This window comes from Methanolobus halotolerans (genome assembly GCF_004745425.1).
Taxonomy (GTDB): domain Archaea; phylum Halobacteriota; class Methanosarcinia; order Methanosarcinales; family Methanosarcinaceae; genus Methanolobus; species Methanolobus halotolerans.
In genome coordinates, this window is record NZ_PGGK01000014.1 from 14,666 (window position 1) to 28,898 (window position 14,233).

The 14,233-nt window shown below is 41.6% G+C and carries 18 protein-coding genes; 8 read left to right on the forward strand and 10 right to left on the reverse strand.

Going from position 1 to position 14,233, the window contains the following annotated elements; all coding sequences use genetic code 11:
- Window positions 1-10: 10 nt before the first annotated feature.
- From CUN85_RS10800 to CUN85_RS10810, 3 genes are all read right to left on the reverse strand, one after another.
- Complete coding sequence (locus tag CUN85_RS10800) at window positions 11-1,018, reverse strand: type II glyceraldehyde-3-phosphate dehydrogenase (protein WP_135390333.1); 1,008 nt, start codon at window positions 1,016-1,018, stop codon at window positions 11-13.
- Window positions 1,019-1,116: 98 nt separating this feature from the next.
- Entirely contained in the window at window positions 1,117-1,305 is a 189-nt protein-coding gene (locus tag CUN85_RS10805; protein WP_135390334.1) for a CooT family nickel-binding protein, read from the reverse strand.
- Window positions 1,306-1,320: 15 nt separating this feature from the next.
- Complete coding sequence (locus CUN85_RS10810; protein ID WP_135390335.1) at window positions 1,321-2,196, reverse strand: damage-control phosphatase ARMT1 family protein; 876 nt, start codon at window positions 2,194-2,196, stop codon at window positions 1,321-1,323.
- A gap of 157 nt (window positions 2,197-2,353) precedes the next feature.
- On the opposite strand from CUN85_RS10810, the gene CUN85_RS10815 reads away from it, so the two are divergent.
- Window positions 2,354-2,878, forward strand: coding sequence for a VIT1/CCC1 transporter family protein (locus tag CUN85_RS10815; protein ID WP_135390336.1), 525 nt, complete (start codon window positions 2,354-2,356; stop codon window positions 2,876-2,878).
- Window positions 2,879-2,991: 113 nt separating this feature from the next.
- Entirely contained in the window at window positions 2,992-3,939 is a 948-nt protein-coding gene (locus CUN85_RS10820; protein ID WP_135390337.1) for a calcium/sodium antiporter, read from the forward strand.
- 317 nt (window positions 3,940-4,256) lie between these two features.
- Here the strand turns inward: CUN85_RS10820 and modA are convergent, their stop codons facing one another.
- Together modA and CUN85_RS10830 are read right to left on the reverse strand one after the other, a co-directional pair.
- A complete protein-coding gene (gene modA / locus CUN85_RS10825; protein ID WP_135390338.1) occupies window positions 4,257-5,069 on the reverse strand; it encodes a molybdate ABC transporter substrate-binding protein in 813 nt (270 codons plus the stop codon).
- 383 nt (window positions 5,070-5,452) lie between these two features.
- Window positions 5,453-5,899 carry an arsenate reductase ArsC gene (locus CUN85_RS10830; RefSeq protein WP_135390339.1) on the reverse strand — a complete coding sequence of 149 codons (447 nt, stop codon included), beginning with the start codon at window positions 5,897-5,899 and terminating at the stop codon, window positions 5,453-5,455.
- Between the two features lie 877 nt (window positions 5,900-6,776).
- On the opposite strand from CUN85_RS10830, the gene CUN85_RS10840 reads away from it, so the two are divergent.
- Window positions 6,777-7,334, forward strand: a complete 558-nt coding sequence (locus CUN85_RS10840) for a CBS domain-containing protein (RefSeq protein WP_135390340.1) — start codon at window positions 6,777-6,779, stop codon at window positions 7,332-7,334.
- Between the two features lie 68 nt (window positions 7,335-7,402).
- On the opposite strand, the gene CUN85_RS10845 is transcribed toward CUN85_RS10840, so the two are convergent.
- The 4 genes from CUN85_RS10845 to CUN85_RS13190 all read right to left on the reverse strand — a co-directional run bounded on the left by CUN85_RS10845 (window position 7,403) and on the right by CUN85_RS13190 (window position 9,585).
- A complete protein-coding gene (locus CUN85_RS10845; RefSeq protein ID WP_135390341.1) occupies window positions 7,403-7,696 on the reverse strand; it encodes a transcriptional regulator FilR1 domain-containing protein in 294 nt (97 codons plus the stop codon).
- A gap of 159 nt (window positions 7,697-7,855) precedes the next feature.
- Entirely contained in the window at window positions 7,856-8,023 is a 168-nt protein-coding gene (locus tag CUN85_RS13035; RefSeq protein WP_167848861.1) for a hypothetical protein, read from the reverse strand.
- A gap of 291 nt (window positions 8,024-8,314) precedes the next feature.
- Entirely contained in the window at window positions 8,315-9,103 is a 789-nt protein-coding gene (locus tag CUN85_RS10850) for a helix-turn-helix transcriptional regulator (RefSeq protein WP_135390342.1), read from the reverse strand.
- A gap of 77 nt (window positions 9,104-9,180) precedes the next feature.
- Window positions 9,181-9,585: a TrkA C-terminal domain-containing protein gene (locus CUN85_RS13190; protein WP_205804434.1), complete on the reverse strand. Its 405-nt coding sequence runs from the start codon at window positions 9,583-9,585 to the stop codon at window positions 9,181-9,183.
- Between the two features lie 40 nt (window positions 9,586-9,625).
- Here CUN85_RS13190 and CUN85_RS13195 point away from each other — a divergent pair, with 40 nt between their 5' ends.
- From CUN85_RS13195 to CUN85_RS10875, 5 genes are all read left to right on the forward strand, one after another.
- Complete coding sequence (locus CUN85_RS13195; protein WP_205804436.1) at window positions 9,626-9,958, forward strand: hypothetical protein; 333 nt, start codon at window positions 9,626-9,628, stop codon at window positions 9,956-9,958.
- Window positions 9,959-10,340: 382 nt separating this feature from the next.
- Entirely contained in the window at window positions 10,341-11,495 is a 1,155-nt protein-coding gene (locus CUN85_RS10860; RefSeq protein ID WP_135390344.1) for a pyridoxal-phosphate-dependent aminotransferase family protein, read from the forward strand.
- Window positions 11,496-11,510: 15 nt separating this feature from the next.
- A complete protein-coding gene (gene ribC, locus CUN85_RS10865; RefSeq protein ID WP_135390345.1) occupies window positions 11,511-11,975 on the forward strand; it encodes a riboflavin synthase in 465 nt (154 codons plus the stop codon).
- A 34-nt stretch (window positions 11,976-12,009) separates the two neighbouring features.
- A complete protein-coding gene (ribH, locus tag CUN85_RS10870; RefSeq protein WP_135390346.1) occupies window positions 12,010-12,414 on the forward strand; it encodes a 6,7-dimethyl-8-ribityllumazine synthase in 405 nt (134 codons plus the stop codon).
- A gap of 42 nt (window positions 12,415-12,456) precedes the next feature.
- A complete protein-coding gene (locus CUN85_RS10875; protein ID WP_135390347.1) occupies window positions 12,457-13,599 on the forward strand; it encodes a pyridoxal phosphate-dependent aminotransferase in 1,143 nt (380 codons plus the stop codon).
- 11 nt (window positions 13,600-13,610) lie between these two features.
- On the opposite strand, the gene CUN85_RS10880 is transcribed toward CUN85_RS10875, so the two are convergent.
- Window positions 13,611-14,048: an adenylyltransferase/cytidyltransferase family protein gene (locus tag CUN85_RS10880; RefSeq protein ID WP_135390348.1), complete on the reverse strand. Its 438-nt coding sequence runs from the start codon at window positions 14,046-14,048 to the stop codon at window positions 13,611-13,613.
- Between the last annotated feature and the right edge of the window lie 185 nt (window positions 14,049-14,233).

A 14,233-nucleotide genomic window follows, 5' to 3' on the forward strand; every position in this document is an offset into this window, starting at 1 on the left:
TGAACGGGTATCAGATACCCATTGTTCTGTTAGTTTTTTCTACAGATCTTGCACCATCGCTCTCAAGTTCCATCATGGCGCGGATAGCATCCACATTGTCGGGGATCACGATGGATTCCTGATGGATTCCCTGGAAGAAGTACAGTTCACCTTCATCCACGGTTATGGAATCCTTCCATATACAGTTCTCCCACATGTCTCCCCTGGGGCGTCCGAGGTCTCTTCCAAGTTCCATGATCTCCGCAGTTGAGCCAATTCCCTGACCAAGGAGCATAATACGGGACTGTTTTGAAAACAGGTCCTTCACATCTTCAGTAGTGCAATCCTTTTCAAGTTCCATGTTCACTGTATGTACATGCATCAAAGTTGTGGGAAGCTTAACCGCCGTGGTTGTTATGTTAATGTGTGGCATTACTGTCTTTATATCAGGACCGTGGTGTGACGGAAGAGTTATCGGGTTTGGCACGATTGCGTTTATCGGCCCCTTCTTGATATCATTTGGGTCCGCTGCTCTTCTCATGAGTGTAACCCTGGCCTTCTTGACACCATATTCCTGATCGGCCGCATAGATGACCCTGGAAAGTCCTGTGGTGTTACAGGAGACAACCCTTACGAAATCTTCTCCCAGAGCTTCCTGGTAGTTGGCTGTTGCATTGAAAGAAATACCTGCAAGCTCATGATCTTCACCACCTTGCCAGATGGCTTTGACACCTGCTTTTTCGTAAAGTTGTTTATTTTTCTCTCCTATACCTCCGGGGGTACAATCAACGACGATATCCGCACTCTTAACCATATCTTCCACTGTACCCGCAGCGGATATGCCACCTTTTTTCATTGCATCCACCTTTTCGGCCGGTGCATATACGGCATAACCTTTATCGACCGCAATCGAGGCTTCAAAGTTTGGCCTGGTCTTGGAAATACCTATGATCTCCATGTCGTCCTGCAGGCTAACAGCGTCTGCAACTCTCTTTCCAATGGTACCGTAACCGTTTATCGCTACTTTCACTTTTGACATCTATTATCCCTTCCATTTGATCTAAAATTCTGATTGCTGCTTGAGTGAAAACAATACAGGCTCTGTAGATCCATTTACAAACTTTTTGACCCTGTATACTATTTTCCAAGTATTATAGTTTCCCCTTTCGAAAAATCGACTTCTTTTATCGAACCTTTAATAGTCTCTTTTTCTCCGAAGATACCATAAAGCTGGATAGAATCCCCCTCAACAATCATCTTTGTAACGGATTCCATAATTGTTTTACGCTCATCCCCTTTTATTACTATAGCATTTAGTTCACACATTTGCTTTTCCTCCCTTTATTCTAACAATCTGGCTACTGAGCAGCCTTTTAGAGCACCGATATCTTCCCCTACCGGATCACACTTGACCTTTAGCAAATATGCTATCGGCCTATAATTCTCTTCTGATAATGTCTCATAATTGGCCATGCCTTTGCTTATGATAAGCGAAGCATTTTCCAGAGCTTCTTTCAGTTCCGAGGGAGCTTCGTCAAAACATATCCCAATTGCATTGGAACCTGTTGTAAGCACCCGGTCAACTTTCGCTTCAATGCCGGACTGCAGGATCTCTTCCATGGTCACATCATTGAGAATGGGGGCACCGCGGACCACAAGTGTTATCTTCCCGCCCATTTTCTTTATCATCTCAAATACAAGTGTGTCAATGAGGATCTCTCCGCAGTTGTCAGCCAGATATACTACGTTGCTGAGCTTATCCAGCATCCTGTCAGTATCGTCTATGTCCAGTCCGCGTTTGAAATGCTCCCTGAATGTCTCCTCGAAAATATCTATCGGCACTTCAAGTCCCATTACTCCGTAATCGAAATAGTTTCCTATCACAGCTGCAAGTACTGCACGCTTGAACGTAGCAATATCATCTCCGTTACCATCGAATACATGGGAACGGATGGCAGGTAGGAACTTTTCTGCTACTATGGTACTCAATTCTTTTTTCTCGATGTAGGGGTCATTGTCTTTAAGTATCTCATAGGCCCTTCTGTGCATTGGTGTTGAGAGGGCCGCAGCAGGCATACCGGGTGTGTATATCCTGTTGAGAACTTCAATACCCCCCATAACGGTTTCATGTATGAGCCCGGTATCATCGGTGGATAGTTCCGCTTCCATATGTACTCTTGAGAGCAGGCAATAGGTGCATCGTGGGTGGACTTTCATGGTTAAATTCCTCAGTAAAGGTGACTTGTATACTCTGACCTGAAATAAACGTTATCTGCTAACATCCGGAAAAGCAAAAAGGTTTGTGTGTATATTTATCTGCTTTAGTATCCTATTATAAAAAACCATGAAATAGTTAGTTTCCAGAGGCATTGATATGAAACTAAAGACCGAGCAGGGTCGCTATATCATACTGGGCAGTATCGACGGCATTCTTGCTGTCCTGGGAGTTGTTATTGGGATATCCCATGTATCGGATGACCCTGCAATTGTTATTAACGCCGCACTCGGAGGGGCTGTGGCCCTTGCACTGACAAACGGAGTCGGTTCCTATCTCGCAGAGAGCGCTGTGGAGTACGGCAGACTTGCAGAAATGGAAAAGCCATTGCTCAGGAGTCTTGAACGCACCCGGCTGGAGCAGGAAGTCAGGAATAAGATATGGAGCGATTCCTTTTTCCATGGCGGTTCAAGCTTCCTGGGTTCACTGGTACCAATGTTACCTTTCTTGCTTCTGGATGCTTACCAGATCGAGGTAGCGATAGCATCCAGTATCGTAATCCTTTCAGTACTTGGTATGTTTTCCGGAAAACTTGCAAAGCAGAGTCTTATCAAACATTCTGTCCGCATGGTTGGTCTTGGGATACTGATCGTTACAGCAGTTACGATGCTGGGACTGGAATAATCTCCTGATGATAATTCTACTGCATTTTAATTTTTACTCTGTCTATCTGCTTCGCCTCCCTCCTCTTGTATAACTCTAATCTTTAAATGCAATGGTGCATTATAGGCAGTCTCATGGTAATCGAAACAATTGCATTGCTGATAGTGGGCCTTGTAATGATCGCCAAAGGTGCCGACTGGTTCGTTGAGTCTGCGGTGGTCATATCCGAAAAAAGCGGCATACCAAAGATAATCATAGGTGCCACCATCGTGAGTTTCGCCACAACATCTCCCGAGTTAGCGGTATCTGCTACAGCAGCTTACATCGGCCATACGGATCTTTCAGTAGGCAATGCAGTCGGCTCTGTAATATGTAACACAGGTCTTGTTCTCGGTACTATTGTTCTTATCAGGGCCATACCTGTAGAAAAACACAGCTTTGTACGCAAAAGTGCTTTTATGCTCCTTTCGGGATTATTACTGATCCTGCTGACAATAAACGGGCAGATTTCATATATTGATGGCCTGATCTTTCTGGCTGTGTTCGTGGGTTTCCTGTATTATAACTATAAATCCCAGCGCGCTATTTTCAAAGAATCCGATGATGATCTTGTAAGAGCGCCTGTAAGTGATATGAAAAAAGAGATCATATTTTTTATTTTAGGTGCAGGCCTGGTTATTATTGGCAGCCGTATACTGATCAACACGGGTATAACTCTGGCAGAGTTACTGGGAGTACCGGAGATCCTCATAGGTCTGACCCTGGTTGCCCTGGGAACATCCCTCCCTGAACTCATAACTGCGGTCTCGTCAACATTGAAGGGACATCAGGACATTTCCATCGGTAACATCCTGGGTGCTAACGTAATGAATATAACTCTCATTCTAGGAGTCTCTTCTCAGATAAGGACCCTGGGCATCCTGGAACAATCATTGGTATACGATTTCCCGGTAATGCTGCTTATCATCTTCCTACTGGTCATATTCGGTATTACTGGAAGAAAACTGGAAAGGTGGGAAGGTGCTCTAATACTTGGTACATATCTGGCTTATATTGCTGGTCTCTTCATTTATTTCAGATAATTGTCTTTAAGGGCCAGAATAGATTCATTCACATCCCTATTTTTTATTCAGGGATATAGTAAGGCAAAAAACGGAACTTTTAGAATTAATTACTGAAGAATTATTGAATTAGTAACATCGTAGAACTAGAAATATTGATATTTATTAGGCTAGTAGTAAATTAGTTACCTAATAAAATTGCATCATTCTGAAATTTTTGTGACAAAATGGCAATTATGATAATTAACAATGCCAGTGCATGGTAGAACTTTGGAGTAAAGTACAAGTTAAAAAAGTCATCCTCATCAGTTCCAGGAGTATTTATACGGTCATAAGGATTAGGCACTTTCTAAATCATGCTTTGGAATTATGAAACCGTACTGCTCCAAGATAAAACTACCTTTTTCTCCCGTGACAAAATCTACGAACATCTGAGACTCTTTCTGATGCTGGGTGGATGCAACTACAGCTATGGAATAGTTAATAGTTTTGCTCATAGGGGCAGAACTTATCATTTCTATTGTGCCAGGTTTTGCGGTCTTGACATCTGTCTTGAAGACAAATCCTGCATCAACTTCTCCTCTCTCTACATGGACCATTGCGTTTTTCACCGTGTCACCTATTACCATTTTATTTTGCACGCTATTCCATAGGCATTTTTCAATCAGCTCTTGCTTTGCATACTTGCCCACAGTTGACGCTTCTGTATCTGTGAAAGCTATTTTTTTTACTTCATGCTTTGAAAGGTCTTCCATTGTTGTGAGGTTAAGAACATTGCCTTTTGGAACTATTATCACAAGGTAACTGCCTGCAAAGTCTTTACGGGAATCGTTGTAAACGTATCCATGAGAGGCCAGAATATCCATTTGAACTCTGTCTGCAGGCGCATACACATCTATAGGTGCCCCTCCTTCTATTTGCATCCTTAGAGAACCAGCATTTGCAAAGTTCATTATGACATTTATCTCCGGGTTTTCAGCTTCAAACTCTTCTTCTATATCTGTGAACGCTTCAGTCAACACAGCAGAAGTAGATATGGTAAGGTAAATAGGTTGTTGTTCTTCACCAATCAAATTAGTTATGAAAGCCGAAATAGCTATGAAAAAAATAATTGCTATGGAGACCACTAAAGTTTCATTTCTTTTGTTCACAAAAAGCACCTTATCTAATAGATTTATACCAATAATAATTTTTTTTTATTAGCTTTCATAACTTATTTCTACAAATTAAATTTATAGCGTTATGTTCAGTCAAACCAAACGATAAATAGTGAATACAAGTAATATATAATGTTTTGTATCGTATCGATGCTTATACAATACTCGGTGGTCTTTTTGAATTGGCTACTTACATGAAATTATAATGCTGTTCTGAAATATCTTATTTTAAGGGGAAAATCTTAAGGGAAAAGGGGGAAAATGAGATTCTCAAAAGTACTCTACATTATTTGAAGAAAATAGCAAGGGAAGGAGAGTTGAATTTTAAGATTAAGAATATGAATAGCATATTTTGTGAATTGTTAAAGAATGTCAGTTTAAACATTGATAGTTTCTTTAACAAATTGTTCAACCCTCTTTTTTATGGAATCTCTCAATGATCTGACTTGTGCCAATTTCTCCTCATCAGTTCCATTAAATGATTCAGGATCAGGGTATGGCCAGTTCAATTGAATATATGGTCTGGGAAATATTGGACAATCTTTCTCATAGGCTTTATTGCATACAGTTATGACATACTTGTAGAGTTTACCTTTCCTGAAAAGATCCCATGCTGATTGAGTCTTTTTATCAGTTAAATCAAAACCATCTTCTTCCATAACTTTTTGGACGAATGGATCTATTTGGGTAGGCTCTAATCCAGCGCTTTCAACTTCAAATTTGTCTCCTGCAATTCTTTTTAAATACTCTTCAGCAATCTGACTTCTACCACTATTGTGAACGCAGATAAAGAGAACTTTGGTTTTATTATCATCTGATTTCATTCTATGTTAATGTTAAGTAAAAACTAATAAAGTTAATCTATATAGAATACCTAAAATAGATTATTTTAGCTTTTTCTAAATAGTTCTGTTTGATAACAAGCGTACAAAAAATTACGGTTACCTATATCCCTCCACAAAAATGTGGAGTATATAAATCGAACATTTACACAAGTTTCTTCTTTCAGTTTCTCAATCACAAGCTCTGCAGTCTCCTCAACCTGCTAGTCCCTTAGATTGTTCTCCATTTCCTGATGGCGATACCCTATATTGCATGAACAGTTATCACTCATACAGTGATATCCGAATATCTTAAATACATAAGCTAATACATTTTTTTGCAGATGCGTATATGTATATCTTATTTAATTGAGAGTTGATGATAATTGAATATTTCTACACAACCATTAATTTTACTATCAATGTTGGGTATACATTAAAAATGAGATGAAAATGAATGGAAAGAAAGCATAGAAACACAATGATCAGAATTGTTGTATTAGTAACTTTTTTGTTCATGATTGCTGTCAATGCGCTGCCTAACATCCTCCTTGGTCAATGGAATCACTACTGGTCAAGTTTCAGACTCTTATCCGAATCTTTTTGCTCCGGCTGGACTGACGTTTGCAATTGGGGAATCATATATTTTTTGCTGAGAGGATATACACTTTACCAGCTTGAAGTTTTTCAAGGTAACACAAATACTACCAAGACGGAACTATTGAATAATATTGGAATACTATTTTCGATTTCTTCTATTTCCAATGCGGCTTGGATACTGAAAACATTTTCTTGTTAACTATATCCCAATTTTTTATTCAGATGTTCCTTTTCTTAACAAACGTAATATCTTAATAGGATAATTACCTTCAGTAATAATATGCAACTTCCAACACCATCGGAATTGAAAGGTAAGAGGACGGATCTTGGTCTCACGCAGAATGACCTTGCCAGGCGTGCAGGTGTCAGCCAGCCCCTGATAGCCCGGATAGAATCAGGCGATGTCGATCCCAGACTATCGACCCTGAAGAAGATAATCGATGTCTTCGAAGATGTTGAAAAGGAAGATATCCAGGTAGGTAATATCATGAACACAAATGTGATATCTGCTGCACCAGAAGATCATATCGATGTTGCTGTGCAGATCATGGAAAAACATAGTATCTCCCAGATTCCTGTTCTCTCAAAAGGTGTGCCGGTGGGAAGTATCTCCGAGGAAATGATAATAAGGTCGCTGGCTGATAAGAAGAAATCCGCAGTATCCCATATGCTGATAAGGGAAATGATGGGGGATTCCTTCCCGACCGTCTCCCCGAATGCTGATATTAAAATGGTCTCTCATATGCTGGAAAGAAACCCTGCCGTCCTTGTACTGGAAATAGGTCAGGTCGTGGGGGTTGTGACTAAGTATGATATTGTGAAGCTGCTGAGTGAATAGAACCTGTGAAGTATTTGGAGCAGGCCTGTGCTGAAATCGGTTTTCTGGATTACAAAATGAAGCCGGATCTATTTTTTAGTTACAGGTACGGAGTCTTTAAAGTAATATTGATAGAGTTCTTTTGGCCATTGAAGTGCGCCGGAGTTGCAACATAGGATATATCTGTTATCGTACTCTTCCTCCTTATTCAGCAGACGCATGATCAGGTAGTGGTCAGTTAATCCAAGTGACATGAAATCTATTTTCTCAGGATAGATGTATAAATTGAACCGATCGCTTTTTACGACTTCCTTAAAATCAGCATGTTCATGATCCTGTATACTGGCATACATATTCCGGGTAACGATTATGTGTATATCCACACCCCCTTTTAATCATTTCAGAGAATACACTACGGTAGTTCGGGTAAAAGAACTCAGTTACTCCGTAAAAAGAACAGGACCTTTTGGATATATTCTGACATTTATCGAATTCTCCGTATATCATTTTGGGAAGAGCATACATGTCTGTGGAAGAAGGAGTTATGATTTGGCAATCCCCCGCTCATTTATCCTTCTCAGCAGGTGGGGTGGAATAAAGTCAGGTTTACGGGCTCCCCAGTACCCGGAGTTAACATCAAAAACATTGATAGTAGCCAGCACGGGTTTCATTTCTTTTACTATTAGTTCCCGATAGTTGTCAGTTCGCAAATATCATTCAAATGGCTAATAAGATGGTTGTCTTTCAGTATTCTTATCTGCGGGAGTAATGACTGTCTGTTGGTACTAGGGCTTGCAGAATCTTTTCCGTTTCCACGGGACAATGCTGCAGTGTCAGAAGTATGTTTTTCCTTTTATCTGAAGCGAATATCACGTTAAGTAAGGATTTTTTCATCGCTGACGCACCCCGTAATGGTTACTCTCCTATAACCAGTTATACTCATTCTTACTTAAGTAAATGCAAATCTGCGGATATTATTGGTTGAAAAAATAACATATCGTTCAAATTTCGGTTATTGGTCTGGAATCTTTAAGGTAATGAGCAAAAAGGGATCTCCCCCATTCAAGCGCAGTACTGCTTAAAGATATTAGCTCTTTGTTGTCATACCAGCCTTCTTTTGTCAGCATTGTCATTAGTATACATTCGTCATTTAATGCAAAGTAGACAAAATTGAACGGCTTGTCATAGAGATAGAAACGAATATAATTATCATCCAGCAATTCCTGGAACTCTCTCAGGTAATCCTCTTTAAGTTTTTGAAAAAGCTCCTCTGAGATAACCATTGTGATCTCTGTTCTATTCTGTGTCCATAGAGCGAACAGGTCCATAAAGTTTGGGTGAAATATAGTTGTGACAGCACACATTTTACTTGAGGTCGCAGATGTTTCGGTGAACTCTTTGTTAAGCTCATGTATATTGGATATGGATGGCTCATTTATTTCATATTCGCCCAGCTCATGGATTCTGTCCAGAAGTTCAGGCGGGATAAATTCCAGATCGCGTTCCCCCCAGAAATCTATATCATGGTCCAGGACATTTACAGTATACAATAAAGGGATCATCTCATCCGCAATCAGTTCCCCGATGGTAGTCAGTTTATACACATCGCTCAGCCGGGTAATAAGGTGATGATCTTCAAGGATCCTCATTTGCGGAAGTAATGCCTGCCTTGTAGTCTTCAATGACTTAAGGAGCGCCTCCATCTCTTTTGGGCTATTCTTTAATATAAGGAGTACGTTTTTCCTTTTATCTGATGCGAATATTACATCAAGTAAAGTTTTCTTCGACATCAATGTATCTCCCCAAAAATAATTTCTCCCTTATAATTGAGTATGGACATTGTATTACTTAAATCAATGCAAACTTTCTATTCTTTCTCTTCTAGTTTTTCTTTACCTTTTTTGGCTTTAGCGTTTTCAACTGCCATTTTATGTTTTTCATAACCTAATAAACCTTTAGTTCTTTCTGAAAGGTCAGAGATTATCTCATTCGGTCCATAGCAGATTAATATATCTTTGGGTAGTATCTCGGTTTCTTCATCGGGGCTTCCAATAAATATCTCTTTACTTTCAAGTTCTCTGAAGATCCCCAGTACCAGAACCCCCTCCTCATTCAATTTTAAACTACCTATGGTCCTGTTAGGCAACCATCTGTCCTCCCTGACCTTTACCTTACCCACTGAATAGCCCTTTGTCAGACCAAGTAGCTGCTGATAATCATAGACTTTAATTGAGGTAAATCTGGAAAGCAATAGTTTAATCAATTTTCTCATTATTCTCTCGATGTACCGGGATTGAAAAAACAGATATATAATGATCAAACCTGCAAAGAGGGCTATCAGGTTAATCCTGGCTTCCTGGCTGGTATTTCCTATAAATGTAAGGATCAGGGTAGTTATGGATGAGGCTATACCGGCACTCCCCAGAAGAATAAGGATTCTGATTATATTCCTTCTTGCCGGATGTGATACTACGTACTCGGACTCTGATGTTGTGAACCCTGCACCAGAGAACGCCGATTGGGCCGGAAAAGCTGCAAGGTCCCTGGACAGTCCTGTCATCTCCAGGGCAACAGCACCAATCCTTATTATAATCCTTGAAAGTAAAATAACTACCAGGAAAGAAATTAAGGCGATCATTCTTTAAATAAACTATTTTTTTAAAAGGGTATAAGTTTACCCGTTTAATGTTCCTGAAGTTTGTAGGTGCTCAGGTCCTTCAATGTGATCTATCATACGTTACCGGAAATGTAAGGCCACATGGATGCCAGGTGTAAAGAAGGTCAATCTGCGTCTTTGTTATATGATATATGCAGGTGATAGATTCTACGGGACTTTATAATCCAACACTCATAATAGATTTAAATAATAAAGCTGTATATGGGGCACGGATAGTTTAATAGTTAAATTACCGTGAACATAGTTCGTTTGCTCTTCAGTCATTCAGTCGCCAAACATTTTAATTATGAGGAATTCTGTCATTCACATATCATTCACATATTATATTACATGAGGATTAGGAGATTTACATGGAAATAGAAGATACACTTCTTATGATGCCAGGACCAGTTCCTGTTGCACCACGTGTTCTCAGAGCGATGTCCAGGCCCATGATCAACCATCGGGGTGCGGAGTTTGCAGCGATGTATGATGACTGCCGTGATGTGCTGGCAGATATTTTCCAGACCAGTAATGACATCTTTGTCGTCAGTGGTTCCGGTACTGCCGGAATGGAAGCTGCTATTGGCTGTACAATAGGTCCGCAAGACACTGTTGTTGCTCTTGAGAACGGTAAGTTCGGTGAGCGTTTCAAGGACATTGCCGCAAGGTACGGGCAGGTCGATCCTGTACTCTGTGAATGGGGTAACTCCTTCGACCTTGCCGAGGTTGAGAAAAAACTCGAGAATGGTGCCAGAGCCATAACCCTTGTTCACAACGAGACCTCCGCAGGTATCCTGAACCCTGCAAAAGAGATCGGCAGACTTGCAAAGAAACACGATGCTCTTTTTATCATGGACGGTGTCACCTCTTTGGGCGGAGATGACGTGAAGATAGACGACTGGGGTGTTGATATCGCAGTGACCGGGTCCCAGAAATGTGTCGCAGCACCGCCGGGACTCGCAATGATGTCCGTTAGCAAGCGTGCGTTCGAGGCAATGGATGACATGGACAGGATGCCATATTATCTTGATCTGAAGGCATACAAGAAGAGCGCCGACAAACCAGGCACCCAGACACCCTACACTCCGGCTATCCCGCTCTTCTTCGGATTGCAGGAAGCATTGCATATTGTCAGGGAAGAAGGTATGAATGCACGGATGGAGCGTCACAGGACAGAAGGTGTTGCAGTACGTGCAGCAGTCAAAGCCCTTGGTCTTGAGATGTTCCCACAGCTCAACGAAAAGAGCCAATACTCCAATACAGTCTCAGCCATGAAGGCACCAGAGGGTCTCAGCAGTGATGACATCAAGAAGGACATGAAGGCAAGGGGTATCATGATAGCAGGCGGCCAGAACCGTTTAAGCGGCAAGATATTCAGGATCGGCCATATGGGCAATGCAATGCCAAAGGACATCATGCTCACAATCCAGCAACTTGAGATCGTGCTTAAGAACAGAGGGGTAATTCCGAATATCGGAGCCGGAGTTGAGGCTGCAAATGAGGTATTTGACGCCCGTCTTTAAGGTTTTAAGGTAACCATGCCAGTTATCGGAATTGTAGATACGACCTTCGCACGTTTTAATATGGGTAAGGCTGCGATGGATGAGATACAGAAGCATGCTTCTATCAAGATCATCCGCAGGACCGTTCCGGGTATAAAAGACCTGCCGGTTGCAGCCAAGAAACTCATAGATGAAGAGAGGTGTGTGATAGTCATGGCCCTTGGCATGCCCGGTGCCAAGGACAAGGACAAGATATGTGCACATGAGGCATCAACAGGTATCATCCAGGCACAGCTTATGACAAATACACATATTATTGAGGTATTTGTGCATGAGGATGAAGGAAACGATGAAAAGGAACTTGCTTTTTTGATGGAACAACGCTCCAGAGAGCATGCACTTAACGTGGTCAAAATGCTTTTCAAACCTGAGCAACTGATCAAGGAAGCAGGAACCGGACAACGTCAGGGGTACAGGGATGTCGGGCCCGCAAGGGTCTGAAACCTGTCATTTATCAAAAATCAAAGTGATCGATATGACCATCAAATTGGGATTTGTAATAGCTGAATTCAACAGAGACCTCACCTACCAGATGGAATTGCTGGGTGAGGAACACGCAAAGTTCCTCGGAGCCGAGGTTGTAGAAAAGATACTGGTTCCGGGAGTCTATGACATGCCGCTTGCCATTAAGAAACTATGTGAGAACAAGGAGATCGATGCCGTGATAACTCTGGGTATTGTTATAGAAGGTGCTACTGAACATGACGAGATAGTTGTGCAACATGCGGCAAGGAAAATAACCGACCTTTCTCTGGAGTACAACAAACCGGTAACCCTTGGTATTGCGGGACCGGGTATGACAAGAATGGAAGCTCATGAACGTGTGGATTACGGAAAGCGTGCCGTGGAAGCTGCAGTGAAACTTGTCCAGCGTCTTTAATATGAAAAAGTTTATATACGAAGCAAACTGGAATGGATTTCCATGGCATCATCAAGGCTAAAAAGAGTGGAAGAATCAGCGACCATAAAGGTTGCCAATATCGCTACCAAGTTAAAACAACAAGGTGTAGATGTCATCAGTTTCAGTCTGGGTGAGCCGGATTTCGATACTCCCAAACATATATGTGATGCAGCTGCAGATGCAATGTACAGGGGTGAGACCCACTATACACCATCTGCCGGAATTCCCGAACTTAGGGAAGCAGTTGCAAACAAACTAAGGACAGAGAACAAGCTTGATGTAAGTGGTTCGGATGTACTTGTAACACCGGGTGCTAAACAGGCTATTTTTGAGATTATGTTAACCATCCTTGATGACGGAGACGAGGCTATCCTCTTTGATCCTGCATGGGTATCCTATGATTCAGCTATCAAGTTTGCAGGTGCTAATACAGTCTGGGTCCCGACGGACACCCATGATAATTTCAAACCACAGGATATTGAAGAGCATATCACCGACAAGACTCGCATAATTGTTGTCAATACTCCTGGTAATCCCACAGGTGCAGTATATGACAGGAAGACATTGAGGAATATTGCAGATGTAGCTATTGATCATGATATCTTTGTGCTATCTGATGAGATATACGAGAAAATAATCTATGACAGGGAGCATATCAGCCTGGGTTCAATGGAAGGCATGCAGGATCGGACTATTACAGTCAACGGTTTTTCCAAGGCATACGCCATGACTGGCTGGAGACTTGGTTATGTATGCGCCAGACCTGATATTTTTGATGGAATGCTCAAAATACAGTCTCACTCCGTAAGCAGTGCAACCAGTTTTGTGCAGTACGGAGGTCTGGCCGCTCTCCAGGGTCCTCAGGAACCTGTAACGGAGATGGTCGAAAAGTTCAGAGTAAGACGGGATATCCTTGTTCAGGGGTTGAACGATATCGGTATCAAGTGCCAGACACCAGGCGGTGCTTTCTATGCTTTTGCGGATGTGAGCGAGTTCGGTAATGGTGATGAAGTCTCAGAGAAGCTGCTAGTGGACGCACATGTTGCAGTAACGCCCGGCTCTGCATTCGGTGAAAGCGGCAGGGATTTTATAAGGATATCCTATGCAACTTCTCAGGAAAGGATAAAAGAAGGGCTTTTGCGGATAGAGTCCGCATTAACCTGATTTTTTTAGACTCATTCATGTCTGGTTTTTTCGTTGCAGCGCTCAAATATCTTTTTTATTATTTTTCCGGTACTGCACAGTGGACATGTCCTTGATTCGCTCACACGTACGACCCTTGCATCCAGTCCTCGTGTCCGAAGTTCCTTTTCAAGATCATCAATATCAAATGTCTGGTCAAAACCCAGGGCAATAATATCGGGTTTTATCTCCCGGATAGGCTCGAATATATCATTCTCACTTCCCGGGACAGCCTTATCGACTACAGACAGTGAGTTGACAACATCGACCCGCTGTTCATCAGGTATAACAGGTTTTGGCTTGTGCCTGATCATTGACCCTCTGGCAACTACGACGTATAGTTCATCTCCAAGCTCCCGGGCCTTGGTAAGATAGAATATATGTCCCGGATGAAGCAGATCGAATGTTCCTGTTGCTATTACTCTTACCAAAAAATATCACCTGTTCGATTGATTCTATACAGATCTATAAGTAATAAATCTAGCTCCTATGTTTAAGATGGTCTGCTAAAAGAACTTCCTTTGGAAGCATTGTAGTTAAATTGCAGTCTTTAGATTTATATACTATGTTTTTATATATTTCTTGCACCAAATAGTACCTTGTATGTTTCATCCTC

Bases quoted from the DNA above. Each gene is read 5' to 3' on its own strand.
- CUN85_RS10800 (WP_135390333.1), bottom strand. From the start codon at position 1,018: ATGTCAAAAGTGAAAGTAGCGATAAACGGTTACGGTACCATTGGAAAG.
- CUN85_RS10805 (WP_135390334.1), bottom strand. From the start codon at position 1,305: ATGTGTGAACTAAATGCTATAGTAATAAAAGGGGATGAGCGTAAAACA.
- CUN85_RS10810 (WP_135390335.1), bottom strand. From the start codon at position 2,196: ATGAAAGTCCACCCACGATGCACCTATTGCCTGCTCTCAAGAGTACAT.
- CUN85_RS10815 (WP_135390336.1), top strand. From the start codon at position 2,354: ATGAAACTAAAGACCGAGCAGGGTCGCTATATCATACTGGGCAGTATC.
- CUN85_RS10820 (WP_135390337.1), top strand. From the start codon at position 2,992: ATGGTAATCGAAACAATTGCATTGCTGATAGTGGGCCTTGTAATGATC.
- CUN85_RS10830 (WP_135390339.1), bottom strand. From the start codon at position 5,899: ATGAAATCAGATGATAATAAAACCAAAGTTCTCTTTATCTGCGTTCAC.
- CUN85_RS10840 (WP_135390340.1), top strand. From the start codon at position 6,777: ATGCAACTTCCAACACCATCGGAATTGAAAGGTAAGAGGACGGATCTT.
- CUN85_RS10850 (WP_135390342.1), bottom strand. From the start codon at position 9,103: ATGTCGAAGAAAACTTTACTTGATGTAATATTCGCATCAGATAAAAGG.
- CUN85_RS13190 (WP_205804434.1), bottom strand. From the start codon at position 9,585: ATGAGAAAATTGATTAAACTATTGCTTTCCAGATTTACCTCAATTAAA.
- CUN85_RS13195 (WP_205804436.1), top strand. From the start codon at position 9,626: ATGATCAAACCTGCAAAGAGGGCTATCAGGTTAATCCTGGCTTCCTGG.
- CUN85_RS10860 (WP_135390344.1), top strand. From the start codon at position 10,341: ATGGAAATAGAAGATACACTTCTTATGATGCCAGGACCAGTTCCTGTT.
- ribC (WP_135390345.1), top strand. From the start codon at position 11,511: ATGCCAGTTATCGGAATTGTAGATACGACCTTCGCACGTTTTAATATG.
- ribH (WP_135390346.1), top strand. From the start codon at position 12,010: ATGACCATCAAATTGGGATTTGTAATAGCTGAATTCAACAGAGACCTC.
- CUN85_RS10875 (WP_135390347.1), top strand. From the start codon at position 12,457: ATGGCATCATCAAGGCTAAAAAGAGTGGAAGAATCAGCGACCATAAAG.